At 61.8% G+C, this 25,285-nt stretch carries 29 protein-coding genes and 1 pseudogene; 5 read left to right on the top strand and 25 right to left on the bottom strand.

Annotated features, from left to right (window positions below; all coding sequences use genetic code 11):
* The 13 genes from trbL to tet(G) all read right to left on the bottom strand — a co-directional run.
* The coding region (gene trbL / locus J8Z04_RS03230) for a P-type conjugative transfer protein TrbL (protein WP_212125565.1) at positions 1–878 on the bottom strand (878 nt) is incomplete at its 3' end.
* 2 nt (positions 879–880) lie between these two features.
* Positions 881–1,147, bottom strand: a complete 267-nt coding sequence (gene trbK-alt, locus J8Z04_RS03225; RefSeq protein WP_192848286.1) for a putative entry exclusion protein TrbK-alt — start codon at positions 1,145–1,147, stop codon at positions 881–883.
* A gap of 13 nt (positions 1,148–1,160) precedes the next feature.
* On the bottom strand, positions 1,161–1,937 hold the full coding sequence (gene trbJ, locus J8Z04_RS03220) for a P-type conjugative transfer protein TrbJ (RefSeq protein WP_192848285.1): 777 nt from the start codon (positions 1,935–1,937) through the stop codon (positions 1,161–1,163).
* Positions 1,934–4,420, bottom strand: coding sequence for a conjugal transfer protein TrbE (trbE, locus tag J8Z04_RS03215; RefSeq protein ID WP_192848284.1), 2,487 nt, complete (start codon positions 4,418–4,420; stop codon positions 1,934–1,936). Before trbE ends, trbJ begins: the two co-directional genes overlap by 4 nt.
* A 10-nt stretch (positions 4,421–4,430) precedes the next feature.
* Positions 4,431–4,712 (bottom strand): VirB3 family type IV secretion system protein, encoded by a 282-nt coding sequence (locus J8Z04_RS03210; protein WP_192848283.1) that lies wholly within the window; start codon positions 4,710–4,712, stop codon positions 4,431–4,433.
* Entirely contained in the window at positions 4,712–5,011 is a 300-nt protein-coding gene (locus J8Z04_RS03205) for a TrbC/VirB2 family protein (protein ID WP_456298255.1), read from the bottom strand. The genes J8Z04_RS03210 and J8Z04_RS03205 overlap by 1 nt, the downstream gene beginning before the upstream one ends.
* A gap of 29 nt (positions 5,012–5,040) precedes the next feature.
* Complete coding sequence (gene trbB, locus J8Z04_RS03200) at positions 5,041–6,036, bottom strand: P-type conjugative transfer ATPase TrbB (RefSeq protein ID WP_192848281.1); 996 nt, start codon at positions 6,034–6,036, stop codon at positions 5,041–5,043.
* Between the two features lie 146 nt (positions 6,037–6,182).
* Positions 6,183–6,662: a CopG family transcriptional regulator gene (locus tag J8Z04_RS03195; RefSeq protein ID WP_171009991.1), complete on the bottom strand. Its 480-nt coding sequence runs from the start codon at positions 6,660–6,662 to the stop codon at positions 6,183–6,185.
* Positions 6,663–6,672: 10 nt separating this feature from the next.
* Positions 6,673–8,601, bottom strand: coding sequence for a conjugal transfer protein TraG (locus tag J8Z04_RS03190; protein WP_408610215.1), 1,929 nt, complete (start codon positions 8,599–8,601; stop codon positions 6,673–6,675).
* A gap of 229 nt (positions 8,602–8,830) precedes the next feature.
* Positions 8,831–9,280 carry a GNAT family N-acetyltransferase gene (locus J8Z04_RS03185; protein WP_192848279.1) on the bottom strand — a complete coding sequence of 150 codons (450 nt, stop codon included), beginning with the start codon at positions 9,278–9,280 and terminating at the stop codon, positions 8,831–8,833.
* A 19-nt stretch (positions 9,281–9,299) separates the two neighbouring features.
* A complete protein-coding gene (locus J8Z04_RS03180) occupies positions 9,300–9,923 on the bottom strand; it encodes a GrpB family protein (protein ID WP_192848278.1) in 624 nt (207 codons plus the stop codon).
* A 1-nt stretch (position 9,924) separates the two neighbouring features.
* A complete protein-coding gene (locus J8Z04_RS03175; protein WP_232086340.1) occupies positions 9,925–10,836 on the bottom strand; it encodes a LysR family transcriptional regulator in 912 nt (303 codons plus the stop codon).
* Positions 10,837–10,925: 89 nt separating this feature from the next.
* A complete protein-coding gene (gene tet(G), locus J8Z04_RS03170) occupies positions 10,926–12,101 on the bottom strand; it encodes a tetracycline efflux MFS transporter Tet(G) (RefSeq protein ID WP_032489471.1) in 1,176 nt (391 codons plus the stop codon).
* A gap of 106 nt (positions 12,102–12,207) precedes the next feature.
* On the opposite strand from tet(G), the gene tetR reads away from it, so the two are divergent.
* On the top strand, positions 12,208–12,834 hold the full coding sequence (gene tetR, locus J8Z04_RS03165; RefSeq protein WP_032489470.1) for a tetracycline resistance transcriptional repressor TetR: 627 nt from the start codon (positions 12,208–12,210) through the stop codon (positions 12,832–12,834).
* Here the strand turns inward: tetR and J8Z04_RS09500 are convergent.
* The 9 genes and pseudogenes from J8Z04_RS09500 to J8Z04_RS03125 form a co-directional block, all read right to left on the bottom strand.
* Positions 12,831–14,063, bottom strand: a complete 1,233-nt coding sequence (locus J8Z04_RS09500) for a DUF3363 domain-containing protein (protein ID WP_456298254.1) — start codon at positions 14,061–14,063, stop codon at positions 12,831–12,833. The genes tetR and J8Z04_RS09500 overlap by 4 nt on opposite strands.
* A gap of 168 nt (positions 14,064–14,231) precedes the next feature.
* Positions 14,232–14,738, bottom strand: a pseudogene (locus J8Z04_RS09495) (relaxase/mobilization nuclease domain-containing protein); the annotation flags it as partial.
* Between the two features lie 143 nt (positions 14,739–14,881).
* A complete protein-coding gene (locus tag J8Z04_RS03155) occupies positions 14,882–15,202 on the bottom strand; it encodes a hypothetical protein (protein WP_192848275.1) in 321 nt (106 codons plus the stop codon).
* On the bottom strand, positions 15,199–16,131 hold the full coding sequence (locus tag J8Z04_RS03150) for a lytic transglycosylase domain-containing protein (RefSeq protein WP_192848274.1): 933 nt from the start codon (positions 16,129–16,131) through the stop codon (positions 15,199–15,201). Before J8Z04_RS03150 ends, J8Z04_RS03155 begins: the two co-directional genes overlap by 4 nt.
* Positions 16,128–16,463: a DUF736 domain-containing protein gene (locus J8Z04_RS03145; protein WP_192848273.1), complete on the bottom strand. Its 336-nt coding sequence runs from the start codon at positions 16,461–16,463 to the stop codon at positions 16,128–16,130. Before J8Z04_RS03145 ends, J8Z04_RS03150 begins: the two co-directional genes overlap by 4 nt.
* 35 nt (positions 16,464–16,498) lie before the next feature.
* On the bottom strand, positions 16,499–17,044 hold the full coding sequence (locus tag J8Z04_RS03140; protein ID WP_192848272.1) for a S26 family signal peptidase: 546 nt from the start codon (positions 17,042–17,044) through the stop codon (positions 16,499–16,501).
* A complete protein-coding gene (locus tag J8Z04_RS03135; protein WP_192848271.1) occupies positions 17,041–17,559 on the bottom strand; it encodes a DUF2840 domain-containing protein in 519 nt (172 codons plus the stop codon). Before J8Z04_RS03135 ends, J8Z04_RS03140 begins: the two co-directional genes overlap by 4 nt.
* Positions 17,560–17,617: 58 nt before the next feature.
* Positions 17,618–18,694 carry a replication initiator protein A gene (locus J8Z04_RS03130; protein ID WP_192848270.1) on the bottom strand — a complete coding sequence of 359 codons (1,077 nt, stop codon included), beginning with the start codon at positions 18,692–18,694 and terminating at the stop codon, positions 17,618–17,620.
* The gene (locus J8Z04_RS03125) at positions 18,695–18,964 is read right to left on the bottom strand and encodes a helix-turn-helix transcriptional regulator (RefSeq protein ID WP_192848269.1); all 270 of its coding nucleotides are present in this window, start codon (positions 18,962–18,964) and stop codon (positions 18,695–18,697) included. It abuts the gene before it with no gap.
* 461 nt (positions 18,965–19,425) lie between these two features.
* Here J8Z04_RS03125 and J8Z04_RS03120 point away from each other — a divergent pair, with 461 nt between their 5' ends.
* On the top strand, positions 19,426–19,719 hold the full coding sequence (locus tag J8Z04_RS03120; RefSeq protein ID WP_456298253.1) for a DNA -binding domain-containing protein: 294 nt from the start codon (positions 19,426–19,428) through the stop codon (positions 19,717–19,719).
* A gap of 17 nt (positions 19,720–19,736) precedes the next feature.
* On the opposite strand, the gene J8Z04_RS09490 is transcribed toward J8Z04_RS03120, so the two are convergent.
* The 3 genes from J8Z04_RS09490 to J8Z04_RS03110 all read right to left on the bottom strand — a co-directional run bounded on the left by J8Z04_RS09490 (position 19,737) and on the right by J8Z04_RS03110 (position 21,242).
* Positions 19,737–20,066, bottom strand: coding sequence for a DUF2285 domain-containing protein (locus J8Z04_RS09490; RefSeq protein ID WP_408610213.1), 330 nt, complete (start codon positions 20,064–20,066; stop codon positions 19,737–19,739).
* Between the two features lie 238 nt (positions 20,067–20,304).
* A complete protein-coding gene (locus J8Z04_RS09485; protein ID WP_408610209.1) occupies positions 20,305–20,520 on the bottom strand; it encodes a transcriptional regulator domain-containing protein in 216 nt (71 codons plus the stop codon).
* A gap of 194 nt (positions 20,521–20,714) precedes the next feature.
* Complete coding sequence (locus J8Z04_RS03110; protein ID WP_192848268.1) at positions 20,715–21,242, bottom strand: antirestriction protein ArdA; 528 nt, start codon at positions 21,240–21,242, stop codon at positions 20,715–20,717.
* 595 nt (positions 21,243–21,837) lie between these two features.
* Here J8Z04_RS03110 and J8Z04_RS03105 point away from each other — a divergent pair.
* From J8Z04_RS03105 to drt3b, 3 genes are read left to right on the top strand one after another with little or no spacing between them, the layout of a single operon-like run.
* Positions 21,838–22,065 (top strand): hypothetical protein, encoded by a 228-nt coding sequence (locus J8Z04_RS03105; protein WP_197981604.1) that lies wholly within the window; start codon positions 21,838–21,840, stop codon positions 22,063–22,065.
* The gene (gene drt3a, locus J8Z04_RS03100) at positions 22,032–23,183 is read left to right on the top strand and encodes an antiviral reverse transcriptase Drt3a (protein WP_332067159.1); all 1,152 of its coding nucleotides are present in this window, start codon (positions 22,032–22,034) and stop codon (positions 23,181–23,183) included. The genes J8Z04_RS03105 and drt3a overlap by 34 nt, the downstream gene beginning before the upstream one ends.
* Positions 23,176–25,245, top strand: a complete 2,070-nt coding sequence (gene drt3b / locus J8Z04_RS03095) for an antiviral reverse transcriptase Drt3b (protein WP_197981602.1) — start codon at positions 23,176–23,178, stop codon at positions 25,243–25,245. The genes drt3a and drt3b overlap by 8 nt, the downstream gene beginning before the upstream one ends.
* Positions 25,246–25,285: the final 40 nt, after the last annotated feature.

Genomic DNA, 25,285 nt, shown 5'->3' with positions numbered 1-25,285 from the left:
CCAGCCGCCGCACCGCCAGCAAGCACCATGCCGCCGGCAGCGAGGCCCGTGCCTACTGCCGCGCCTGCGCCGAGCTGCGGCCCGCCAGAGACGATGCCGTTGGCGATGCCGGGGCCGAAGATGCCGAGGCCGAGCAGCGACAGCGCGGCGAGCACAATCGCCATGGCGTCGTCGATGGTCGGGGTCGCGCCGCCCAAGCCGGCCGTGAATTGCGAAAACAAGGTGCTGCCGATGCCGATGATGACGGCGAGAACCAGAACCTTGATGCCGGACGACACCACGTTGCCGAGCACCTTTTCGGCCATGAACGCGGTCTTGCCGAACAAGCCGAACGGAATCAGCACGAAGCCGGCTAGCGTCACCAATTTGAACTCGATCAGGGTGACGAATAGCTGGATGGCGAGGATGAAGAAGGCCAGCACCACCAGCGCCCATGCGAACAGCAGGCACGCGATCTGGATGAAGTTCTCGAAGAAGGCGATCCAGCCCATCAGGTCGGAAATGGAATCGAGCAGCGGGCGGCCGGCGTCGAGGCCGGTCTGCGCGACGCGGCCCGGCCGCATCAGATCGGTGACGGAAAAGCCGGTGCCCGACGCCATGAGGCCGAGGCCGGCGAAGCTCTCGAAGACGATGCGGGCGAGGTTGTTCCAATTGCTGATGATGTAGGCGAAGACGCCCACGAACAGGGTCTTCTTGACCAGCCGCGCGATGATGTCGTCATCCGCGCCCCATGCCCAAAAGAGCGCGGCGAGCGTCACGTCGATGACGATCAGCGTCGTGGCGATGAAGGCGACCTCGCCGCCGAGCAGCCCGAAACCGCTGTCGATGTAGGAGGTGAATATGCCGAGGAAATTGTCGATGATGCCCGTGTTGCCCATGGTCAGCGCGCCTCGCTGCGATCACGGCCGAGGAAGCGGTCGCGGGATTCAGCCCATGTGGCGAGGCAGCCGGCGTCACTTGCCGCCGCCTCGCCGAGCTGCTGGCAGCGGCGCAGGGTTTCGCGCAGGGGATCGGCCGGGGGCTGGAAGGCCGAGGCCGGGGGCGGCGCGGAAGGTTCATCCTTCCGCGCTATGTCGATTGCCGTCGCCGTGACGGCGATAGCGATGAACACAACGGCCGCAAGCCGTGCCAGCATCTTGCCGTCCATGGCGACCCTCCCGTCAGTTGTTGCCGTTGTTGAACATCTGCGCGTTGCCGGGCTGGTATCCGCTGCCCGGCGTCAGGAACCGTTCGCGCTGGATGCGGCCCTGCTCGGCGGCGGTCGCGCGCTCCGCTTCTGTCAGCGCATCGGCGCGGCCGTTTGCCGAGATGACCGCGATCAGGTCGGAAAGCTGCTGCGACTGGAGGGCAAGGAGCTGGTTGCCCGCCTGCGTGGCTTGCAGCGCCCCTGTCGCGCCCTGGCTTTGGCCGACCAGCGCGGCCATCTCGGCGCGGTTGCTGTCTATATTGCCGACGACGCCAGCCTGCACGCGCATGGCGTCCTGCAAACCGCCAACCGTATTTTCCCAACGGCCGCGCGCGTCGGCGACAAGCTGGGCGTCGGTCGCGGACAGCGAGACATTGCCGTATTGGCTCTGGAACGCTTGGTCGATCTGGCCGACCTCGAACGCGAGATTTTGGGCCTGCCCGAGAAGCTGCTGCGTGCGCTGGACGTTCTGCTGGAGTTGCTGGAGCGAGCTATGCGGCAGGCTCGCAAGGTTGCGGGCCTGATTGATGAGCATCTGCGCTTCGTTCTGGAGGCTGGTGATCTGGTTATTGATCTGTTCGAGCGTGCGCGCTGCCGTGAGGACGTTCTGCGCGTAGTTGCTCGGGTCATAGACGATGCGGCCGAAGCCGAATTGCGCATGGGCCGGGCTTGCCAGCATGGGCGAAAGCGCGACCGGAACGGCGAGTGTCAGCGCAAGGGCCGAGGTCCCGACAAACTTGGAATAGGTCATGGAAGAATCTCCTGTGGGGTATCGAGCCGGGCCGGCGCGGCGGATTCCGGCCGGTCGGCAAGATTGGTGAGGTTCGGGATCAGGTCGGCCGCCCAATCGACGCCGCGATGGCGCAGCCAGCCGGCAAGGAAGCCTTCGCGCCCATACTCGGCATGGATGCGCGCGATTTCAGTCTGGTCGGATTTGGCGGACGCGGCGCACAGCGCGAGGCCGACTTCGGACAGGCCCAGCTCGAACAGGCGATTGCCGCGCCGCGACTGGCAGTAGTAGTCCCGCTTGGGCGTGGCCCTCGCGAGGATTTCGATCTGGCGGTCATTGAGGCCGAAGCGGCGATAGATGGCCGTGATCTGCGGTTCGATGGCCCGCTCGTTCGGCAGCAAGATCCGCGTCGGGCAGCTCTCGATAATCGCGGGCGCGATATTGCTGCCGTCGATGTCGGACAGGCTTTGCGTGGCGAAGATGACGCTGGCGTTCTTCTTGCGCAGCGTCTTCAGCCATTCGCGGAGCTGGCCGGCGAACCCTTCATCGTCGAGCGCAAGCCAGCCTTCATCGATGATGAGCAGCGTCGGCCGTCCGTCGAGCCGGTCGCCGATACGATGGAAGAGATAGGCGAGCACAGCGGGGGCCGCGCCGGTCCCGACAAGGCCCTCGATCTCGAACGCCTGCACGTCCGCCGATCCCAAATGCTCTGTCTCGGCGTCGAGTAGCCGGCCATAGGCGCCGCCGACACAATAAGGCCGAAGGGCTTGCTTGAGGTCGTTGCTTTGCAGCAGGACCGCGAGGCCGGTGATCGTGCGTTCTTCGACCGGCGCGGAGGCGAGCGAAGTCAGCGCCGTCCAAAGATACTCTTTGACCTCGGGCGTGATGGCGATGCCTTCGCGCATGAGGATGGCGGCAATCCAGTCCGCCGCCCATGCGCGTTCATAGGTGTCATGGATGCGGGCGAGCGGCTGGAGCGAAACAGACGCCTCGTCTCCTTCCGTCAGTCCGCCGCCTAAATCGTGCCAATCCCCGCCCATGGCGAGCGCGGCGGCGCGGATCGAACCGCCGAAATCGAAGGCGAAGACCTGCGATCCCGCATAGCGCCGGAACTGCAAGGCCATGAGCGCCAGCAGCACGGATTTGCCCGCGCCGGTAGGGCCGACGACAAGGGTGTGGCCCACGTCGCCGACATGAAGACTTAGCCGGAACGGGGTTGAGCCTTCGGTCTTTCCAAAGAGCAAAGGGGGTGCCCCGAAATGCTCGTCCCGTTCCGGCCCCGCCCACACCGCCGAAAGCGGGATCATGTGGGCGAGATTCAATGTGCTGATAGGCGGCTGGCGGACATTCGCGTAGGCGTGGCCCGGCAGGCTGCCGAGCCATGCGTCAACCGCGTTGACGCTCTCGGCCATGGCGGTGAAGTCACGGCCCTGAACGATCTTCTCAACCAGGCGCAGCTTCTCGTCGGCAATGCGCGGGTCGGCATCCCAGACGGTGACGGTGGCCGTGACGTAGGCCATGCCCGCCACGTCTGCCCCAAGCTCCTGCAACGCCATATCGGCGTCGAGCGCCTTGTTCGCAGCGTCGGTGTCCACGAGCGCGGATTGCTCGTTGGTCATCACCTCTTTCAGGATCGCCGCGATGCTCTTGCGCTTGGCGAACCACTGACGGCGGATGCGGGTCAGCAGCCGGGTCGCATCGGTCTTGTCGAGCAGGATCGCGCGCGTGCTCCACCTGTAGGGGAACGGCAGGCGGTTCATCTCGTCGAGCAGGCCCGGCGTCGTCGCGGTCGGGAATCCCACGATGGTCAGGACGCGCAGATGTGCGTCGCCAAGGCGCGGCTCCAGCCCGCCGGTTAGCGGCGCATCGGCAAGCAGCGCGTCGAGGTGCATCGGCACCTCGGGCACGCGCACGCGATGGCGATTTGTCGAGATGGTGGAATGGAGATAGGTCAGCGTCGCGCCGTCATCCAACCAACGGCACTCCGGCATGAAGCCGTCGAGCAAGGCCAGCACGCGGTCGGTGCGGTCGATGAAGCCGCGCAGCAACTCCCACGGGTCCACGCCCGTTTTCTCCCGGCCCTCATAGAGCCATGTTTCCGCGCGGGCCGCTTCCTCGGCCGGGGGCAGCCAGAGGAAGGTGAGGAAGTAGCCCGACACGAAATGCGCGTCTGCTTCCTCGAAACCGGCCTTGCGCTCGGCATCGACCAGCGCCGACGCGGGGTCGGGAAAGGTGCTGTCGGGATAGGTCGCCGCTTCGCTGCGCTGTGCCTCGACGAAGATGCTCCAGCCGGAGCCGAGACGGCGCACGGCATTGTTGATGCGGCCGGCGACGGCGACCAGCTCGGCGGCAACGGCGGAATCCAGATCGGGACCGCGAAACTTCGCCGTCCTCTGAAAACTGCCGTCCTTGTTCAAGACAACGCCGGAGCCGACCAATGCGGCCCATGGCAGATAGTCGGCGAGCCGGGTTGCGGTGCGGCGGTATTCGGCAAGGTTCATCATGGCCGCGCCCTCACACCGATAGAAAAGCCGGGATGCGCAGATGCCGCCGCCCGACTTCGACGAATTGAGGATCGCGCTTCGCTGCCCATACGGCCGCGAAATGGCCGATGGCCCAGACGGCGATGCCGACCAGCCAGAGGCGCAGGCCGAGGCCCACGGCCCCGGCGAGCGTCCCGTTCATGATGGCGATAGCGCGCGGTGCGCCGCCGAGCAGGATATGCTCGGTCAGCGCCCGGTGGACCGGGATTGAAAATCCCGGCACCGCGTCGAGTTGTTCAAGGCCGCCTGCCATCAGATGAGCGCCCCGCCGCCGAACGAGAAGAACGACAGGAAGAACGAGCTGGCCGCGAACGCGATGGACAGGCCGAACACAATCTGGATCAGCTTGCGAAAGCCGCCGCCTGTATCGCCGAAAGCCAAAGTCAGGCCGGTTACGATGATGATGATGACGGCGATGATCTTGGCGACCGGCCCCTCGATGGACTGAAGGATTTGCTGCAAGGGCTGCTCCCACGGCATCGACGAACCGGACGCATGGGCGGCCGGCGCGAGCATGAGGCTGATGGCAAGGGCGGATGCGGCAGTCGCCATGCGGCGGCAGCCGCGCGAAAACGTGCGGATCATGAAGATTCTCCTGTGCTGGTGGGGATTGCCAATGGGCTGGGGTTTGTGATGCGGTAGTCGCCGTCCGGCCCCAGCCCTTCGACGCGGGCAAGCTCGGCAAGCCGGCGCGCGGAACCGCGCCCGGACAGGACGGCAACAAGGTCGATGGTCTCGGCGATCAGGGCGCGTGGCACCGTGACGACAGCCTCTTGGATGAGCTGTTCAAGGCGACGGAGCGCACCGATGCCGGTGCCTGCATGGATGGTGCCGATCCCGCCCGGATGGCCGGTGCCCCACGCTTTCAGAAGGTCGAGGGCTTCGGAACCGCGCACCTCGCCGATAGGGATGCGATCCGGGCGCAGGCGCAGCGAGGACCGGACCAGATCAGAAAGCGTCGCCACGCCGTCCTTCGTCCGCATGGCGACAAGGTTGGGCGCGGCGCATTGCAGCTCGCGCGTGTCCTCGATGATGACGACACGATCCGCCGTCTTCGCCACCTCGGCGAGTAGCGCGTTGGTCAGCGTGGTCTTGCCGGTGCTGGTGCCGCCCGCCACGAGGATGTTTGCGCGGGAAGAAACGGCCGCGCGTAACGTCGCGGCCTGATCGTCGGACATGATCCCCGCCGCCACATAGTCGTCGAGGCTGAACACGGCGATTGCGGGCTTACGTATGGCGAAGGTCGGGCCAGCGACCACGGGCGGCAGCAGGCCCTCGAATCTTTCGCCAGACTCCGGCAACTCGGCCGAGACGCGCGGGCTGCGGACATGAACCTCCGCGCCGACATGGTGGGCGACCAAGCGCACGATACGTTCGCCATCGGCGACGGACAGGCACTCACCCGTATCGGAAAGCCCTTCGGACAGTCGGTCGATCCACAACCGCCCGTCCGGGTTCAACATCACCTCGACCACGGCCGGGTCTTTGAGCAGCCGGGCAATGGCGGGGCCGAGGGCGGTGCGCAACATGCGCGCGCCGCGCGCAATGGCTTCTGGTTTTTGGTGGTTGGTGGTCATGTCGGCCCCGTTTCTTCATGGGGCGCGACAGGCGATCCCCGGATCGGGGTCGATTAAGAAAGCCCGGAATTGGGCGGATTCAACAAGTATCTAAGCAGCGGCGGCAATCGGCGGCGAACGGCGGTAATTAGGATGGGTCCGAATACTTACTCTTGATCGCCGTTGCTCTCGGATTCATCCGGCAGCGGATCGTCGGGAAGTGAGTCGAGGTCGCGCGACAGCTCTTTGAGGAATCTGTCGCCCGTCGCCAGACGCCGGCCGAGATTCTGCATGAAGCCCTCGAACCGCTCCGCGCCCTTTGCGCGGGCTGCGGATTGTGCGGCTCCCGTGAGCGGCGGCGTGATGGTCATCCAGAAATGGATGAACTGCGCGACCGTCTCGCCGAGGACGGCGAGATCCAGATCGAGCGTGTCGATCTGGCGGCCGAGCTTGTCCAGGCGGCGCGACATGGCAGCTTCAAGCTGGTCGTCAGCGTCGCCGGAAAGGTAGGACATGACAGCCGCCTCCACGATGGCGGATTTTGAGACATTGCGGCGAAGCGCTACCGAGCGGCGCAGCGCCATCGCCTCGATTTGGGGAATGAGCGCGGGGTCGAAATAGATATTCAGGCGGGTGCGTGTGGTCATGGGCGTGTCCTCAAAGGTCGATTCCATCATCGGGGTTCATCGCCACCTGCCGCGCCACTATCCTCATGCGCTGGCGCATGGCGCGGGCCTTGGCCGTGTCAACGTCCGGTTCGTCGTCCAGAAACTCGAACTCCTGTTCGGGGGATGGCGGCGGGGCGACGATTTCCTCTTGGCTTGGCAATTCCGGCTCGCGGCGGATGCCGGCATTGGCCGGATCACCCTCGGCCCCATCTGCGGTGTCGGTCGCGGAACGGCCATCGGCCGCGACCACGCGACCGGACCAATCATCGGCGGATGGGCTGGGCGCCAGCGGAGCGGCGACCAGATCGGGCGGGGTCAGGATGCGTTCCTGAAACCGCGCATCCTCGAAATAGCGGGCCTTGGTCGCGCGGATCGGGGGCGTTCCCGCAACCATCACGATTTCGTCGGTGGGCGGAAGCTGCATGATTTCGCCCGGCGTGAGCAGCGGCCGGGCCGTCTCCTGCCGTGAAACCATCAAGTGACCTAACCACGGGGCTAGGCGGTGCCCTGCGTAGTTGGTGGAGTCGCGCAGCTCGGTCGCGGTGCCGAGCGCGTCGCTTACCCGCTTGGCCGTTCGCTCGTCATTCGTGGCGAAGCTGACGCGGACGTGGCAGTTGTCGAGGATCGCGTTATTCGGCCCATAGGCGCGCTCGATCTGGTTGAGACTCTGCGCGATCAGGAAGCCTTTGATTCCGTAGCCCGCCATGAAGGCGAGCGCCGATTCAAAGAAGTCGAGCCGGCCGAGCGCCGGAAACTCGTCCAGCATCAACAGCAGCCGATGGCGCTTGCCCGAGGTAGTCAGTTCCTCGGTCAACCGCCTGCCGATCTGGTTGAGGATCAGGCGGATGAGCGGCTTGGTGCGGTTTATGTCGGACGGCGGCACGACCAGATAGAGCGTGACGGGCTGGCGGCTGCCGACCAGATCGGCAATGCGCCAGTCGCATCGTGCCGTCACCCGCGCCACCACGGGATCGCGGTAGAGGCCGAGAAACGACATGGCGGTGCTCAATACGCCCGACCGTTCGTTCTCGGATTTGTTCAACAGCTCGCGGGCCGACGACGCGATGACGGGATGAACGCCCGCCTCGCCGAGATGCGGCGTATCCATCATGGCGCGCAAGGTCGCCTCGACCGGACGGCGGGGATCGGACAGGAAGTTGGCGACGCCCGCCAAGGTCTTGTCCTTCTCCGCATAGAGAACATGCAGGATCGCGCCGACCAGAAGCGAATGGCTGGTCTTTTCCCAATGATTGCGCTTGTCGAGACTGCCTTCGGGATCGACCAGAATATCCGCGATATTCTGCACGTCCCTGACTTCCCATTCCCCTTGCCGGACCTCCAGCAGCGGATTGTAGGCGGACGATTTCGCATTGGTCGGATCGAACAACAGGACGCGACCATGCTTGGCTCGAAAGCCGGCTGTCAGCGTCCAGTTCTCGCCCTTTATGTCGTGGACAATGGCGGATGCTGGCCATGTCAGCAGCGTCGGCACCACCAGCCCGACACCTTTGCCGCTGCGCGTCGGGGCGAAGCATAAGACATGCTCGGGACCGTCATGGCGCAGATACTCCCGGTCGTATCGGCCGAGCAGGACGCCATCGGGGCCGAGCAATCCGGCCGCGCGGATTTCCCGGTCCTCGGCCCATCGCGCCGATCCGTAAGTGGCGACGTTGCGCGCTTCCCGCGCCCGGATGATCGACATGAGGATGGCGGCGGCAATGGCGAGGAAGCCGCCCGATACGGCGATGATGCCGCCCTCGACGAAGATCGCGGGCGCATAGGCATCGAAGGAGAACCACCACCAGAAGAAGGCCGGCGGATAGTAGATCGGCAGGCCCGCCAGCTCGAACCATGGATTGCCAAGCTGGGGCTGGAAGCCAAGGCGGAACGCTACCCATTGCGTCGCCGCCCACGTCATCACCAGAACGATGGTGAAGACTACGGCGATTTGACCCCAAAGGATTCGTCCTCCGCGCAAGGCAGGCTCCAGTCGGTAAAAGAGACGGAGCCGATCAGAGGGTAGGCAAAATCAAGGGAGCAACAGGAAAGGGGATGCGGGAGGGCTGCCGGATATTATCGGCGGCAAATAGGACGGTTGCGCTTAGATTGTCGTCCTCCATTGCTGCTGTGGGAGCAGACGAGACGAATCATCGTGCCAGTCGCATGCGGGCCGCTGCGAACGGCAATCCCTCGTCATCCGTGGCTTTGCGATAGACTTCGGCAAATCCAAGCCGTTCGTAGAATGCGCGAGCGCCTTCGTTTGCCGCATAAACTTCGAGCTCAAGTTCACCCCTGAGCTTGTGTGCATGTGCAACGAGCAAGCGGCCGACGCCAAGCCCCTGCAGGTCCGGCGCGACAAACAGAGCGCCAATGAAGTTATCGATTAGTCCGATAAAGCCGACAGGCTCAGCGTTGCGAGTAGCCACCCAAGTTTCAGAGTCGGGCAGATAAGCAGATTCCACCAACTTTTGCTGTTGCCGCAGCCGCTCGTCGCCCAAGAAGGAGTGAACCTGTTGGGAGGCTTCAAGCCAGATCGCTGACAATGTGGCAAGGTCCGATGCCTCATAGGCGCGGATCAAGATGTCCGAACTTTTCATGATAGTGCCTTAGTGTCGATTATGGACCCGGACGCGCTATCCATCCATTTGAGATGAATATTCTTTGATATATATGCCGAACGGCTTCCTGCTTGTTCTTGTTATAATCGTGAGCCGTGTTGACGTCATGCTTGGCCGCTATCTTCGCATCAGTATAGAGCTGCCGATCATCAGAATGTTCACGTAGCCAGTCCCGAAAGAGACGATGCCGTATATGTTCAGGGCAATTGGGTCCAAATACGTGCAGATTCACGCGGGGATGCTCTAACCTCAACATCCTGTGCTGATACCAAGAGCGTTCGCGCACGGTGAGTTCATATCCGACCCTTGTAAGGGCAGGAATGTAAGCCTCTTCCTCGTTCGGATCATTCACGATCAGATCAATGTCGATCACGGGCTTGGCGGGCAGCCCCAGTACGGCGGTAGACCCGACATGCTCAATGGCTAATGCGGCTTCTCCCAAGGCATGCGCAATCTTCTCTCGCTGGGACTTGAACACCGCCACCCATTCAGGGGAATAGGGTTCCACCGAGATGTCTTCTTGCTTCGGCTTATCCGCAACCCAAGGGTTCTCATTCGGATCGCCATCCTCGAAGGTCATGATCTCGATGGCATTCAGTTGATCAGTAATCGGCTCATTCATATCAGGTAGCTCCGTTAAACTTTTCTGCCGGTTGAATTGAACGGCCCATTTCATCTGCGAGGGAGAGCAGATTTCGGAGCGTTGCGCTGCGATTGTGTGGCGCCCAAACGGCCGAGAAAGCAACCGGCTCAGGTTCGTCGGTGATAGGGCGAAACACCACGTCCGGCCCTGATACATGGGACGTAACGGCTCCGACAATGGTAATACCAAATCCCTGTCCGACCATCGATAGCAACGAACTGCGCTCTACCCCAAACCGTAGAATCGATGGTGTCGGCCAGTGCCCGGCAAGACGCAGAACGATATGATCATAGACCTGAGGGCCGGTTCCACCATGACGCACAAGGAACGTCTCCTTGGCCAGATCGGCCCATGTAACGCCCACTTGCTCGGCAAGATGATGACTCGCAGGCAGCGCCGCCAGGAGTGGCTCGGTCCAGACGCGGCGGGAGTGGCAATCGGGCAATTTCGGCGCTCCGGCTACGAAAACAATATCAAGCTGGTCAGCGCGAAGCTGCATAACGGCATCGCAGGCCGTGCCTTCGGTCATATCGACCTCAATGCCGGGATGGCCTTCCCGATATTGCGCGATCAGCTCGACGAGGAAGCTGCCGGGGATCAGGGCATGGATACCGATGCGAAGCCGGCCACATTCTCCCGCCGCTGCCATGCCTGCGGTCTTCACCGCATGGTCGAGTTGATCGATACCTACGGCTACCCGCTCGACGAAATGACGTCCGGCCTCGGTTAGTCGGACGCCGCGTGCATAACGCTCGAACAGGAGGATGCCAAGGTCTTCCTCCAGCGCCTTCACGCGAGCGCTGACGCTGGATTGCGCCACACCGAGCGCGTTGGCGGCGTGGCGGAAGTTCAGATATTCGGCGACGGCGAGAGTGTGAACTAAGGTCATCATCGGCACTCGCCCCGAGAGGAGATGATGGCTCAACGGATTTAATCCGTCATTCCTCTTAAGTCTACGCATACCAATTCGCCATGACTCAATCACAATGAAGTTGCGAAAGGTCTGCGTAGTATTGGCAGACATATTAAATAGAGGATCGCGCCGACAATCCAAACCCAACCGGTCCATGCTCCTATGGTGGCAGAATAGAGTGCCGTGAAGCCAAGCGGTCCCGCGATAGAGCTTAGATTGGTGAGGCTTGTAAGCGTTCCCTGTAGAGCTCCTTGCTTGTTACTGCTGACATTGTTTGAGAGCATTGCCTGCAAGGCCGGCATGCCAACGCCCCCGGCGGCAAGCAGCAGCAGAATCGGGAACACCATCCATCCCTGCGTGGCAAAAGCTAGAAGAATGAAGCCAGTCGCATCCGCAGCCATGCCAAACAGTAATGTGCGCCGCTCTCCAAGCCGGCTTGAAAGAGGGCCGGTAACAAACGCTTGGAAGATCGCATGTGTTGCTCCAAACGCCGCGAGCGACAAACCAACGGTCGTGGTGTCCCACTGAAAACGGTCCTCGCCATATATGACCCATAGGGCCGCAGGCACTTGGCCGATCAGTTGAATAGTGAAGAAAACTGCGAAAAGCGCGGTTAGTCCACGCAATGCATCATCCAGCCGGAACAGAACGAATGGTTCGATGCGGACCAGTTTTCCGGTCTCGCCATGGCTGCGATTAGTCTCCTTGAGAAAAATGCAGGCAAGCAGGAACGCGAAGCCGTTTAGAAGGGCAGCGGCGATAAACGGAGCATGAGCAGAAATACCACCGAGCATGCCACCAAGTGCTGGCCCGGCAATCATGCCTGTCCCATAACAGGCTCCCATGTAGCCGAACCAGCGTGCGCGAGACCCTTCCCCTGTCGAATCGGCAATGGTTGAGGCAGCTACAGCTCCGGTTGCTCCCGTGATGCCAGAAATGAGCCGGCCAATATACAGCACCCATAAGACCGGCGCTGATGCCATAATCGTGTAATCGACTGCGGCCCCCGCAAGAGAAGCCAGAAGCACCGGACGCCGACCGTAACCATCTGAAAATTGCCCAAGTAGAGGGGCGCAGACGACCTGCATCAACGCATAGAGCGACAGCAAAGCACCATAGTGACCAGCGACCTGCTCTGCCGGCACAAGCTCGCGCAGAAGCGTCGGAAGGACCGGCATTATGAGGCCGAGTCCTATGGCGTCGAGACCGACGATCAGCAGGGCAATGATGGCAGAGCTGCGCACCTGAAACTCCAGCGCCGCTCAAACGCGAGCGGACTTTATCAACGATAAGGATGTGGACATTAAACTTATCAGTGATAAATTGTCAAGCGCTGGCGAAGGAACGTGAATGACAAAACTGGACAAGGGCACCGTGATCGCGGCGGCACTGGAGCTGCTGAACGAGGTTGGCATGGACAGCCTGACGACGCGAAAGCTCGCTGAACGCCTTAGGGTTCAGCAGCCCGCGCTTTACTGGCATTTTCCGAGCAAACGCGCGCTGCTTGATGCGCTTGCCGAGGCGATGTTGACGGAACGTCATACGCGCTCGTTGCCCGAAGAGAACGAGGATTGGCGGGTATTCCTGAAAGAAAACGCCCTGAGTTTCAGAAAGGCGTTGCTCTCTTATCGCGATGGCGCGCGTATCCATGCCGGCACTCGACCGACAGAACCGCATTATGGCACCGCCGAGGCACAAATACGCTTTCTCTGCACAGCAGGCTTTAGCCCGAAGCGCGCCGTTTGGGCGCTCTGGGCGGTCAGTCACTATGTAGTCGGTTCCGTTCTCGAACAGCAGGCATCTAATGCCAATGATAGAATGTCGGACAAGTCAGATGTATCCGAGCAAGCACCATCGTCCTTCCTGCACGATCTATTTCATGAACTGGAAACGGACGGAATGGATGCTCCGTTCAACTTTGGACTCGACAGCCTCATCGCCGGTTTTGAGCAACTGCGTCTATCTACAACAGATTAGAGGCTTATACCCCTCTGCCGCCCTAGCTGCCACGACACCGATCCACGCTGCACGACGCCCGCGACCTCGCGGCCTAGCTGCCGGTCGATCACCGGCCGCCAAGGGACAAGGGTGAACTCATACGACTTCTCGACCACGGCGAACTTGCCGCTCGATAGCTGCACGGTGCCGGTAAACTTGCCGCTGACGTTCTCGCCGTCCGTGGCGGTGCGGAACGGCAGGCCCTTGGTCTCCCCCATTTCCGAGCCGATGCGGGCAACCTCGCGCTCGCGCAAGATGGCGAGAAGGTTGCGCCGGTAGAAGATTCGGCCGTCGCGCGCTCGGGTGGCGTCGCCCTGTTCGATGTGATGCTCGCGGCGCTGGTCCATGGCTTCGCGGACTTGTTGCCCGAAGCCGGTTGGCGCAAGGTCGGCTGCCTCGCCGTGGATCAATCGCCGGTCCAGCCAGGTTGCGCCGTCCGAACCTATCTGCCGGTCCAGATTGACGGGCGACAGGACGCGAACGCTGGCCTGCCGGTCGCGGCCGGCGTCATAGGCGGCGGCGCGGCTCTCGAAGTCTTCGGGGATACGCCATTGGTCGGTGTCGATCCGCTCGACGATCCCGGCGCGGCGCAACGCCTCCAGCCTGCGGACATGGGCATCGACATAGCCCTCATAGTCGCCGCCCGGAACACGGCCCTCGAACTTCACCTGCTCCAGATGGCGGCTCGGGCGATAGATGCCATCCTCGGCGATGGCGGCAATGGCGCGGTCGGACGGCCGGGCAGTGACTTCGGCCGGGCCGATCTGGACAACGCTGCCGATACGGGCGTCCTCCAGCCGCTCGGGCACGATGCCGGCGATGTGGTGCGTCCGCCCGTCGATCCCGTCCATCACGATTGTCAGGTTTTCGCCCAGCTCGTCCGACAGGTGTTTGTCCGCGATGCGGCCGACGATGGGCGTCTCGGGCGCTCCGTCATGGATTTGAAAACTCATGGGATCGCGTTCGCCAGCCTGCGGGCCGAGCGCCTTCTGCATGGTGCGGATAATGTCGCCGCGCTCGCCCAGCTCGCGCAGGGCCGGCTCCATGTCGTTGCTCAATTCCCAAACGGCGGGCGCGTGTTCGGTCGCCAGCCCCATCTTCTCCAGCTTGCCGAGACGGCGCAGGCGCAGCGTCCGCTCGAACTGTCGCCTCGGCGCTGCCGGTTCATGGCGAAGGTCGAGGAAACGGGCATCGGCTTCCTCGGCCATGGCGCGGTCGATCCGGGTGAAACGGTCTTGGTCGATTTCGGCCGACAGCTTGCGGGTCTGCTCGATCTCGGTGACGGGGCCGAGTTCGAGACTGGCAAGCTCGCTGGCACGCTCGCGCAAGCCGGCGGAAAGGTAGTCGCCGTTGATGACTAGATCCCCGCCGGTATCGTCACGGCCGTTGACGACGATATGCACATGAGGATGGCCGGTGTTGTAGTGATTGACGGCAACCCAATCGAGTTTCGTGCCGAGGTCCGCTTCTACCTGTTGCATGAAATCGCGGGTGTAGGCCGTGAGGTCCGACAGCTCCGCGCCGTCCTCGGGCGAGACGATGAATCTGAATTGGTGGCGGTCGTCCTTGCCGCGATCAAGGAAGGCGTCGCCATCGGCGCGGTCCTCGGTCGCCGAATAGAGCCGGCCGCGCTCGCCGTCGTGTGACGTGCCGTCGCGCTGCACATAGCGCAGATGCGCGCGGGCGCGTCCGTCCTTCCACGCGGCCCGGACGCTGCGCTGCTTGACGATCACGCGGCGGCTGCCGGGCTGGCGATGATGCCACTGGCCGGAGATGTTGCGGGCGCGCACGAAGCTCGCGCCCCGGCCGCGCTTCACGCCCTTGCCGCTGGCGACCACGGCACGGGACCGCCCCGGCGATGACGGGCGAGCGGATGACGGCATGGAAGGATCGCGGGAGGCGGCTGCCTGATGCTGGCGGGTGATCTTCCTGACCTGCGTGAAAAAGCTCTTGGTCTTGCTGGCCTTCGGCGTGTCGGATCGGATACGGCCGGGCTTAGGGCGGAAGCGGTTTTCGTCGTCGGCGCTCATGGGCGCGACTCCAGCCAAAACCGCCGAAAACAGGCCGATATGGGCCTATGGTGCCGCTCGAAACCCTGCAAAGCCAAGGCTTTGCGCGAAATCGCGGCACGCGGCCCCTCAAAACCACGGTGCCGGAACCGGCCACCTAACCAGTGTGCAGACAACAATAATTTCCAGAAGCGGCCTGATATGGTGCCGTCTTCTTTAATCTTGCCCTCCGCCCTTTCTGCCTTTTCTGCCCCTCCTGCCGGGAATCCAGCCGGGCAAAAACCTGCCTGACTGGACACCGGAATGAGCACCGCCGAGGGCGGGAACGCCGTCCTCATGGCGTTCCTCCATCGCTCGCGCGGGCCACGAAAATGCTGTCGCCCTGCGGCTCCGTAGCAACGGGATCGCGCACCGGAATTGCAATGCGGGCGTCGCCGGATTGCGCCTCGGACGGCAGCGCGGCGGCAGCCCACGCGTCGCCCGAGCGCATGACGAACAACGGTGCCGCACGCCAATCTGGCGGCGGTGGCGGTGCCGACGACGGCGGTTCGGTTGCAGTCGCGCCGCCAAGGATCGGTGCGAGCGCGGCGACATAAGCTCGCGTCTCGGCCGGCAGCGTGCGACCGGTCGCAAGATATTCGTCATAGCGGCCGGGACCGGCATTGTAGGCCGCCAGCATCGCCGCGACATTACCGTAGCGGTCCCACATCTCGCGCAGATAGGCCGTGCCCGCGAGGGTGTTGTCGCGCGGGTCGTAGGGATCGCGGCCGAGACCATAGCGGCCGCGTAGCTCGGCCCATGTCGCGGGCATGACCTGCATCAGCCCCGTCGCCCCTGCGGACGAAATCGCACGCACGTCACCCGCGCTCTCGGCGCGTAGCACGGCGCGAATCCAATGCTCTGGAATACCGAACCGCTGCGACGCCTCAGCGATGTGATCGGCATGAAGATCGAAGGCGGCGGGGCGGACGATGGGAGCGGATTGTGCGACCGCGACGCCTGACACGGCGCAGATGGAAAGCGCCCCGGCCAGTATCACGACGGCATAATACCATGCTGTCCTGTCTCCGCTTCGCCGCCAGCCTGCCGGCGTGCTCGCTGCGGTCAAGGGCAAGGCGCAAGCGCCGGCCGATGGCCGCCCCTGACCTTCGCTGTGCGCGCCAGACGTCCGGTGGCCGAGCGGTACGGAGGGATGAGACAGCTTTTCCACGAACAAAGGGATGACGATCTTGGACCGGATGGCGGGCCGGACGCGCGCGGCCGTCATTCCTCGTCCTCGACTTTCCGGGGGTGCTTCCAACGCAATGTCCAGACCGAAGGATCGTCGCCGGACTGGAACAGCTTGGCGCGGATGGGGAACGGGAAAATGGGACCGTCCAGTTTCACCGACAGGAAGTCGCCGGACTGTTCGCTGGCGTCTTTCCAGGCCGGCCCAACGTCCGGGCCGTCCTCGCTATCGAGACGCAGGCGATAGTCGGGCGCGTTTTTCACGTCGCTCGGCTTGGCGGGGACGATGAACAGCTTTTCGTGGAGGCCGAACGAATGAAGCTCTCCCGCATAGCCGGTTTCGGTGCGGGTGAAGGTGCCTATTTCTGCCATGGGAAATCTCCTTTGATTGGTTTCGGGGGGTGGTTTCAGTGCGTCGGCGCGCGCCACTCGTAGCGGCCGACGCCTTCCTCATCGGTCCAGAGCGGGACCGCTCGGCCGATGACGGAATCTGCGGGGATGGGTCCGAAATAACGGCCGTCGAGGCTGTCGCGGACTTCCCAATTCATGAGGAAAAGCTGGTCGTCGCCGATGACGCGGCAGCCCTGCCCGACGGGCAGATCGCGGCCGAGGCTGTCGCGCTCCAGCGCCTCGCCCATCTCGATCCCGTTCACCGTGATCGTGGATCGCCAGCGGCATACCCGCTGCCCCGGCAGGCCGAGCACGCGCTTCAAGAGCGGGACGCCGCGCGCGACATAGCCGCGCTCGGCCATGAAGGCGGCGAGCGGTTCGGGTGGCATGACGGCGGCCAGCTCGGGCACGTCGAGCGCGTCGGCGGGCTCGACGGTGTAGAAGCCAATGGGCGCGCTGGCCGTGGCGTTCCAGATGAGCCTCAAAGGCCAATCGACGGCGCTGGCGGCGGCGATGCCGATGACGGCCAGCGCCGTCACCGTGAGGGTGCGGCGGCGCGTCATGGGTCGATCCTTCGGCGATGAAGCCACGCGGCATGTCGCTCGGGCGTATAGCCGTGCGGCTTCAGATTGGCGGTCAAACGGTTGTGGACGTGTCGCCAGTGCTCCGGCGAGGCGTCCGCCGGATCGAGGCCGAGCGCATCCACGGCGTCGATAGCGGCAAGCGCGCGCTGCACCTTCGGCCAGCCGCCGAGGCGCAACAGGATTTCGCCGCCGGGGCGGACGAATGGCAATGTCTGGAACGGCTCGCCGCGCCCGATGGCCCGCACAATGTCGATGCGGGAAACGACCGTGCCATGGTCGCCGTTCGCCCATCGGACGAAGGCGAAGACGCTGCCCGGCGCGAAGCCGACGACGCTGCGGCGGCGGTCGATGATCTGTTCGTAGCTCTTGCGGCCGAAGCGTATCCAGTGCTCGACCTTGCGTTTCTCGAAGGTCAGCTCGACCAATGTTGTGAAGGGCGCAGGCCCGTCCGGCAGCGGACGGCCGTGCGCGCTGCGATGGGCGCGACGGGTCATTCTTCGTCTCCGGGAATGTGCTGGGGTCTGCGCGGGCGCAGCGCGTCGAGCGCGGCCGTCATGGCTCGCCCCCTCGGGCAGAACCGGCACCACGCTTCGACTGCGCGCGCGTCAAAGAAAAAGAGTTAGATTCTCTGTTAGATAAGTTAGCGGTCGGATTCCGCTTTTCAGGCCAAAGCGTTAGCTGGGATTCGTGCGCCTGATGTGCCGATAGTGCTGCGCCTGATGTGCCGATACCCCGTGCGCCTGATGTGCCGATGGCATTAACAGGGTTATCAACAGTGCCTGTTGATAAGTTTTCGGGGCGGATGCGCAGCAGCTCGCGACCGTCGTCCCGCTCGATCTGGAGCAGGTAGCCGGGGAGTTGCTGGCGGGCCGCGATCCGGCGCAGGTCGAGCGCGAAGTCGGACGGCCGGGCGAGGCTGCCGGATTTCTGATGAAGGTGCGCGACCTCGAAAATCCAGCCGTGGCACTGGTGCCCGGCGTGCTTTCTGGCGACGCGGTAAAGCCATCGCTCGATGCCGCCAGTCAGGCGGAAATAGGCCGGGTCGATGGTCAGGACCAGCGAGCGGTCGATGACGCTGTTGTAGAACCATTCGGGCAGGACGAACTCCATGCCCTCGACGCGGCCGGCGCGCGTCGTCATTTCCTCCCACTCGTTGATCCATGAGAATTGCCGGCGACGCCAATGCTGGCCGTTGCGGATCGTGGTGGCGATGACGGTCGATTGCAGCCGCGCCAGCGCGGCTTTCAGAAGCCGGTATTGGTGATTGCCGGTCGGCCGACCGATGGCGCGCAACAGATGATAGGGCGTAAACCGGACAAAGCGCGAAGTGGTGAGGCCGCTATTCTCGGCCGCGACGATTTGTGAGGCCGCCCATATCAGCACATCGGCGTCCCATATGGTCGCCATGCCGTGCTCGGGCATCCCGAACACCTGCACCTCTATGTCGGCGGCCTTGTAGAGAATCGGCTTGGTGCGCGGGGTCTTCGCCAGCGAAAAGAAGGGCCGTTCCATCAAGTCGCGCTGATCGCGTGGCGGGGCGTCGCCTGTTGCGACCACGAAGGGATCTAGGCGGCTTCGCTCGCTGTCCTCGGTCGGTGGCGCGCGGTAGCGATCGCACTCGCGCAGCATCTAGCGGTCGCCCCGTTCTTCGGGGGTGAGCGGACGCGCCGGAAAGACGATGCCGGCGGTCTTTTCACGGGTGGATTTGCGTTCGCCGACCGCGCTCCAGTCTTCCAGATCGCGGACGGTGTAGAGGACACGGCCGCCGACCTTGCGATAGGTCGGGCCGGTGCCGTAGGTGCGATGTTTCTCAAGGGTGCGAATGGATATGCCGAGGAAGCGCGCGGCTTCCTTGGTGCGCAGCAGGCGCGGCGGCAGGCCCGCAAGCGGGTTGGGCATGGATCACCTCCAGTCGGGATTGGGCTGCGGGGGAGCGGCAGCGGACTGTGGCGAACCATGGCGAGGGATCGGCGGCGCGTAGCGTGCCGCATTTGCGCCTATGCACTGGCGGCACCCCCCTTCGGGGGAATCACGCGGCTAATAGGTGAGGAAATTCAGCGGCTCATCGCCTGCCGCGCCGAATAGGCGAAGACATTCGCACGCGGTTCGGCTAAGAATGTGGGTGGAGCAGACGCGCTGCTCCGGGGCGTCGAAACCCCTCTGTTACCGTTTGGTGCCGGCCGTTACGGCACCGCACTCCTTGACCTATGGTCGGGGAGCCTGTGGCGTATACAACAGGCTTTCCGAGCTAAAGGCCATGGGGCCGTGTAACAGCGGTTTCGAACTCCCCGATCACCAAGAGTCAGAGAGAATCGTTTGCGGGGGCGCACCGCAGACAAAGCTCTCTCCGAATACGGGGAATGACCATGCGAACTCCCGTCGAACTCGATCCCGATGTGGATGATGAAGCGCCGACCGGCGATGCCATAACCGCCTATGACGAACGGCACTACGTCACCTATCTGCGCCTTCTGGATGCGAAGGCCGAGGGCGCGGACTGGAAGGAAGTTGCGCGGATCGTGCTGCACCGCGATCCGGTAGCCGAGGAACTTCGGACCCGCCGTTGCTGGCAAAGCCATCTCGAACGCGCGCAGTGGCTATCGCGTGAAGGCTACCGGAAGATTCTGGAGCAGGCGGCAGCCAACAAGGCTTGAGCGCCACGCCCGCACGATTAACGCTTGCCGGATTTGATCGGATATTGAAGCAGCAGGCGATAGCCGCCCCGCATCATCTTGATACCGTGCGCGACCAGGCGGCGGGCCTTGTTCTTGCGCGGATCGTTCTCGAAATCCTCCTTGGTGCCGCGAAAGCCGAGCAGGACTTCGGCGATGGTGCGATAGCTCTCACCGCGCAGCCGGGCGTCGAGCGCGCGTAGCGACAGGATATGCCATTGCCGGAGCTGCGCGGGAACGGCACGGAAGTCGGGACCGGGTGCGCGGCCGTTGAGGGACCGCCAAAGACGGCGGGCGGCGTGGGCGCGCAGCTCCAGAAAGGAATCCATCGGCAGGGTGACGGCATAGGAGGCGGCTGCGTCGGGCATCGCCTCGGGCAGCCAAAATTGATGTTTGACGCCATCCACCTGCCAAATACCGTGCCAGCCATCTACGGCGCGACGCAGGTTGAGGCCGTCGAGATGCGCCAGCGTCAATATCGGTTCGGTGTAGCCGTCCTTGTGACTGACCGGCGACAGCGTTACCGCTTGCGGTTGAAGGCTCGGCGTCCAGATTGGGGATTGCTGGTCATGCGGTGCGTCGGGATCGCACGGGAAATCGCAACCCCCAGCGAGCTGCGAAAGTTTCGAGGTCGTGGCCGTTCGGTCCATCGGCCAGTGCGATGGTGCGAAACTCCCGACGATAATCGTCATTGCGGCGTAGATATTCCCAAGCGAAACCAGCGGCCGGGATTTGCTTTGTGTGCCCGTATGCCGCCGGAGATCGCCAATCGATGCTAAGCATGGCGTCACCTCCTCAAGCCGGGATGCTGGGCAGCGCCCAGCAAAGAGAGGTTCAAGGATCACGGGAAAGAAAGAAGCCGCTCAAGACAGATACGTTGAGCGGCTAACCCGATCATTCTTTGGTGTTTTTAGCTTGGCAACAGCCGGTGCTTTCGAGATGCCTGCCCGTATGAGCACGGACAGGCAGTCATGTTTTCACCTGTTGGAAAACACATGCACTTCGCCGTGCGCGGTCTCAATGGTGAACAGGTCGCCGCCCATCTCGGCGTCGCGCGCCATCGCGTCCCAATCGACATAGTAGCGCAGCGCCTCGGGGATCGTGACACTTTCAGTGGTCAACTCCTCCATATAGTCGGCAAGGCTGGCGAACTGACCGTGATAGCAGTCCTCCAAGATGGATTCTGCTTGGTCCATGTCGCCGCTGAACTGCTCCAGCAGGCCGGTGCCAAGCGCGCCATGCTCTGCGATGAAAGCGGCCATCCGCGCCACGCTGTCGATGCCGGCATGTTCGGAGATGCTGACGCCCTCGAACCCCTCATAGTCGTGAATGGCGTATTCCTCCGCGTCCTCGACAGGGGAACGGCCAAGCATCGCGGCAATCTCGTCCCTGATCTGGTCGGCGTCCTGATCCGCCTCGATCCAAGCTCCATGCAGAAAGCCGTTGTTGTAGGCGGCAAGGCAGGCCACGTAGATGCGGGGATTGCGGTCCGATACGTTGGTCATGTCTCTGATCCTCGGGTCTGAAGGTCAGCGAAGCGGAACGCCGCGCCTGACCTTCTGGCCGTCGCCGAGACTGGGGTAGCAACGAGCAAGGGCGGCCGGGGTGGAGGGGGATCACCCGGTCTGCACAAGCCCATTGGGGTGCGGAAGGCTGGGGATACCGCCCCAGACGGTTCCACTTACCTTGCTGGCGCGAGGGCAAAGCCCTTAGTGAAAAGGCACCTTGCAGCTAGCCGGGGCACCGCGACGTCTTGACGACCACGTTCTCACGCAGCAATAGTTTGGTCTGTACGATATAAATTTTAATGGAGTGAGGGAGGATTTTTTTGGCGTCTGCCACGTTTATTTGAACGCACTTCACTGTTGCATTCGGATCAATCAACAGAAGTCATTTTTAATATTGTTGCTTCAACAGTTGCCATCTGTCGCGAGAATTTCCTACTTTATTAGGAAATCACCGATTGTTTTGTCTGGATGAACCTCCTAGCGGCCATTCTCAACCAAAACATCTCCCCGCCAACGACCCGCAATAGAGCCTTGTGGGATAACCCTCTTCTCGAACGCAATCGCAACCGAGCCACAGGATGTTACCTTAGGAATGCTCGATCAGATGTTCACAGCGGAGAACTTCCGCCGCATTTATGACGCCGAGAACCGCAAGGGTCTGGACTTGGCGAACCGTTACTTTCCGTCGCTCGAACCGCTCACTCTTGCTGTTCGCACAAAGGTGCAGGACATTCGTGATCATCGCGCCGCTCGAACGACAATGAATGCGGAAGAGTTCCAGGCTACATTGCTGGTTCTGCAAAACGACTCACCGCTCTAAAGGCGGACAAATCAGCCGCTGTCGATGGCCTGATGGACGAGATAAGCCAAAAAATTCTCAAGTCCACATTCAATATTGAGCTGTCTAAAAAGGACGGCCCGAGTGGGAAGTCGGTTTTTTGCATCGACGCTGAGCCCGAGACCTTCTTCGTCATCAAGCAACTCCAGCGCAATATCAACCGTATCTACAAGGTCAAGCAGGCGAACCGCCACGACCTTGTCTGCCAGATTCGCGACATGCTAGGCAGCAATTTTCCTTTGGAACTGGTCCGAACCGATATTTCTTCATTCTACGAGAGCATAGACAGAAAAAAACTTCTTGAAAAGCTCGACAGCGACCAGCTCCTAAGCCCCGCATCGAAGAAGTACATCAAGCAAGTTCTGGTTTCGTATGGCGTGAAGTCTGGCACCTCAGTTGGCGTACCGCGCGGGGTCGGCATCAGTGCCTACCTCGCCGAATTTTACCTGCGTCCCGTTGATAACGCGATCCGGATGATACCCGGTCTAGTTCTCTATTGCCGGTTCGTCGACGATATCGTGGCCGTCTTCGCACGGCCCCCGGCTGGCAATAACCTTGGCTCCTACAAGGACCAGATCATCGACATCTTCGGCAAGAACGGGCTTGCGCACAATGCAGCGAAGACACATGATTTTGCCTTTCCTGACCCGAACCCACAGGACTTCGAGTACCTCGGTTATAAATTCAATATAAATGCCGGAAAATGCGAGATCGCGCCCAGCACGGCGAAGGTAGAAAAATATCGCACGCGGATGAAAGCCGCATTTGAGGAGTATCGGATGGAGCGCTCGCTGCGCACGCGGCGCGCTTACCGGGAGTTGATATGGCGAATCAAATTCCTGACCGGCAACACGCGGCTTTCAAACAGCAAATCTCGCGCGGCTACCGGCATCTACTACAACAACTCAATCGCGACCGACCTAACGAGCTTCGGCCAGCTCGACCAGGAACTGAAGGCGCTGATCGGGACGCTACATAGCGGCAGCCTGCAAAAGAAATTGAAGAAGCTCAAATTTACCACTGGATTCGAGCAACGCCGGTATCATCATTTCAGCGCGCGCGAATTGCAGACAATCGTGAGGGCATGGAAATATGCCTAAGCGCCGCATTTCACTTACTCATCGGAAACAACGATCCATCCTCACGGACATGCTACCGTTCGAGGTGCCACCGACATTTTCGAACCGGGGTTATTATCGCTTCCTGCGCGACAATAGCGTGGAGATTGAAAAAGGGCAGTTGCGCTGGGTTTGCAAGACCGACGCGCTCGACTGCACGATGCGTCTTTTGTTCGGCATCAAGGCTGCCACGCCCATCAATGCCAGCGTGGTGACCGAATGGGGCAAAGAGAAGACCATACGGTCAGCGCCCTACAACAAGTGCGAGATGGCGACGATCCCGTTTAATTTCCGGGTCGCGCACAATTTGGACGGTCGCACCCTGAGCGTCGTCCACCCGCGCAATCAGGTCGCTGTCGCGAGCTTCTATGCGACCCACAGCGCGTTGATTATCTACCATACGTCGGTCAGCGAATTTTCGATCCGCCGCCCGGTGTCGGTGTCACGCTATGCCTATTTTAAAGACAAGCTGCATGAGGAGAGGCTGGACTCCGTGGCAGGGCTGGAGGAGGAGGATCGCGAGTATGAGCAACTTGGATCCTACTTTGTTTACCGGAAATACCGGAACATCCATCGCTTCTTCGAATCCTACAAATACCATCGCAGCGAGAAGAAGTATGATGCGATGGTACAGATCGATGTCAGCAAATGCTTTGACAGCATCTATACCCACTCGCTGCCTTGGGCGGTTCTGGGCAAGGACCAAACGAAATTTAAACTAGAAGAGTCAAAGCGCACCTTCGCGGGGCGTTTCGACGCCCTTATGCAGAATTTGAATCATAGAGAGACAAACGGCATCGTAATCGGCCCCGAGTTTTCGCGGATTTTCGCCGAGATCATTTTGCAGTCGGTGGATGCCGAGCTGCTCAAGCAATTGGCAAAGGCCAACCTCCGCCACAAGGTGGATTACGAGATTTTCCGCTATGTCGATGACTTCTTCGTTTTCTACAATGAGGAATCAACGCAGCTCAAGATTTTCGAGACGCTCCAGCAAATCCTCAAGGGCAAGAAGCTCAGCATCAACACCGCGAAAATCAAGCATTATGAGAAGCCGATCATCACTGAGATTACGCTCGCCAAAGAGCGTATTTCTGCGCTTTTAAACGACCAAATTGACCCAGCCTGCGAGCAGGAGCCGCTGGCCGATCCGACCAAATCGCCGAGGAAGAATCTGGCCTGCGCGATCAACGCTAATCGGTTAATCATCCGCTACAAAGCTGCGATTAAGGAGGCCGGCGTCACTTACGGCGAACTGCTGAATTACACGTTCGCGATCATCGAGAACAAAATCGAGAAGCTATTCAAGGCCTACATTGAGAGCGACAAATCGGACCGGGACCGCAAGCGTTTGTCCAACGCCCTGCTGGCTATCATGGAGTTCGCATTTTTTGCCTACTCCGCGAGTCCCAAGGTCAATCACACCATCCGCATCTGCCGAATGATCGCGACCTCAGTGGACTTCGTCCACACGCAAGGTCTTCCCTACGAGCAGAAGCACCTTCTGTTTAAGTACGTCCACGACAACGTGATGCAACAGCTCGAAAAGAACACGATGAGCGAGCATCGCGAGGTGGAAAGCCTGTACCTGCTAATATCGCTCTCGCAGATCGGGCGGGAGTACTGGCTGCCGGTCTCTGTGCTGCTGCGGCACTTCCTGATCAAGGAGGAAGAGGCTACCGGAGATTACATTCGGCCGACCGGCTTCATGAACCATTTCTCGGTCACGATCCTGCTGTCCTATATCAAGCACAAGGTCAGGTACGCGAAGCTGAAAGCCTTCGTGGAAGCCGAAATCCTCGCCAAACTCCAATACATGAAGGCGCATTGCCCGGACGACGCCGAGACGCTGATCATGCTGCTCGACTTGATCGTGTGCCCCTACATCAGCAATGCAACCAAGGATGGCATTGGGGCAATCTTCGGTCTGGATGCCGCCGGTCTCGGAGCCGTTCAGGCGACCAATGACCATTGGTTCACCGCCTGGGGCGACAAATTCGACCTCAGTAAAGAGCTGGACGCCAAGCGCAGCCGTGAGGTATATTAACCTCGGCGCTCCGCTCTACCCTTAATGGCTGTTGGCAGCT

Origin of the sequence: Bombella apis (assembly GCF_018221685.1) — a bacterium.
In the GTDB taxonomy this organism is placed as follows: domain Bacteria; phylum Pseudomonadota; class Alphaproteobacteria; order Acetobacterales; family Acetobacteraceae; genus Bombella; species Bombella apis.
This window is presented reverse-complemented; position numbering and strand designations above follow the sequence as displayed.

Coding starts and splice junctions, on each gene's coding strand:
- trbK-alt (WP_192848286.1), bottom strand. CDS start 1,147: ATGGACGGCAAGATGCTGGCACGGCTTGCGGCCGTTGTGTTCATCGCT.
- trbJ (WP_192848285.1), bottom strand. CDS start 1,937: ATGACCTATTCCAAGTTTGTCGGGACCTCGGCCCTTGCGCTGACACTC.
- trbE (WP_192848284.1), bottom strand. CDS start 4,420: ATGATGAACCTTGCCGAATACCGCCGCACCGCAACCCGGCTCGCCGAC.
- J8Z04_RS03210 (WP_192848283.1), bottom strand. CDS start 4,712: ATGGCAGGCGGCCTTGAACAACTCGACGCGGTGCCGGGATTTTCAATC.
- J8Z04_RS03205 (WP_456298255.1), bottom strand. CDS start 5,011: ATGGCGACTGCCGCATCCGCCCTTGCCATCAGCCTCATGCTCGCGCCG.
- trbB (WP_192848281.1), bottom strand. CDS start 6,036: ATGACCACCAACCACCAAAAACCAGAAGCCATTGCGCGCGGCGCGCGC.
- J8Z04_RS03195 (WP_171009991.1), bottom strand. CDS start 6,662: ATGACCACACGCACCCGCCTGAATATCTATTTCGACCCCGCGCTCATT.
- J8Z04_RS03190 (WP_408610215.1), bottom strand. CDS start 8,601: ATGACGTGGGCGGCGACGCAATGGGTAGCGTTCCGCCTTGGCTTCCAG.
- J8Z04_RS03185 (WP_192848279.1), bottom strand. CDS start 9,280: ATGAAAAGTTCGGACATCTTGATCCGCGCCTATGAGGCATCGGACCTT.
- J8Z04_RS03180 (WP_192848278.1), bottom strand. CDS start 9,923: ATGAATGAGCCGATTACTGATCAACTGAATGCCATCGAGATCATGACC.
- J8Z04_RS03175 (WP_232086340.1), bottom strand. CDS start 10,836: ATGATGACCTTAGTTCACACTCTCGCCGTCGCCGAATATCTGAACTTC.
- tetR (WP_032489470.1), top strand. CDS start 12,208: ATGACAAAACTGGACAAGGGCACCGTGATCGCGGCGGCACTGGAGCTG.
- J8Z04_RS09500 (WP_456298254.1), bottom strand. CDS start 14,063: ATGGCCGAGGAAGCCGATGCCCGTTTCCTCGACCTTCGCCATGAACCG.
- J8Z04_RS03155 (WP_192848275.1), bottom strand. CDS start 15,202: ATGAGGACGGCGTTCCCGCCCTCGGCGGTGCTCATTCCGGTGTCCAGT.
- J8Z04_RS03150 (WP_192848274.1), bottom strand. CDS start 16,131: ATGACGGCCGCGCGCGTCCGGCCCGCCATCCGGTCCAAGATCGTCATC.
- J8Z04_RS03145 (WP_192848273.1), bottom strand. CDS start 16,463: ATGGCAGAAATAGGCACCTTCACCCGCACCGAAACCGGCTATGCGGGA.
- J8Z04_RS03140 (WP_192848272.1), bottom strand. CDS start 17,044: ATGACGCGCCGCCGCACCCTCACGGTGACGGCGCTGGCCGTCATCGGC.
- J8Z04_RS03135 (WP_192848271.1), bottom strand. CDS start 17,559: ATGACCCGTCGCGCCCATCGCAGCGCGCACGGCCGTCCGCTGCCGGAC.
- J8Z04_RS03130 (WP_192848270.1), bottom strand. CDS start 18,694: ATGCTGCGCGAGTGCGATCGCTACCGCGCGCCACCGACCGAGGACAGC.
- J8Z04_RS03125 (WP_192848269.1), bottom strand. CDS start 18,964: ATGCCCAACCCGCTTGCGGGCCTGCCGCCGCGCCTGCTGCGCACCAAG.
- J8Z04_RS03120 (WP_456298253.1), top strand. CDS start 19,426: ATGACCATGCGAACTCCCGTCGAACTCGATCCCGATGTGGATGATGAA.
- J8Z04_RS09490 (WP_408610213.1), bottom strand. CDS start 20,066: ATGGATTCCTTTCTGGAGCTGCGCGCCCACGCCGCCCGCCGTCTTTGG.
- J8Z04_RS09485 (WP_408610209.1), bottom strand. CDS start 20,520: ATGCTTAGCATCGATTGGCGATCTCCGGCGGCATACGGGCACACAAAG.
- J8Z04_RS03110 (WP_192848268.1), bottom strand. CDS start 21,242: ATGACCAACGTATCGGACCGCAATCCCCGCATCTACGTGGCCTGCCTT.
- J8Z04_RS03105 (WP_197981604.1), top strand. CDS start 21,838: ATGCTCGATCAGATGTTCACAGCGGAGAACTTCCGCCGCATTTATGAC.
- drt3b (WP_197981602.1), top strand. CDS start 23,176: ATGCCTAAGCGCCGCATTTCACTTACTCATCGGAAACAACGATCCATC.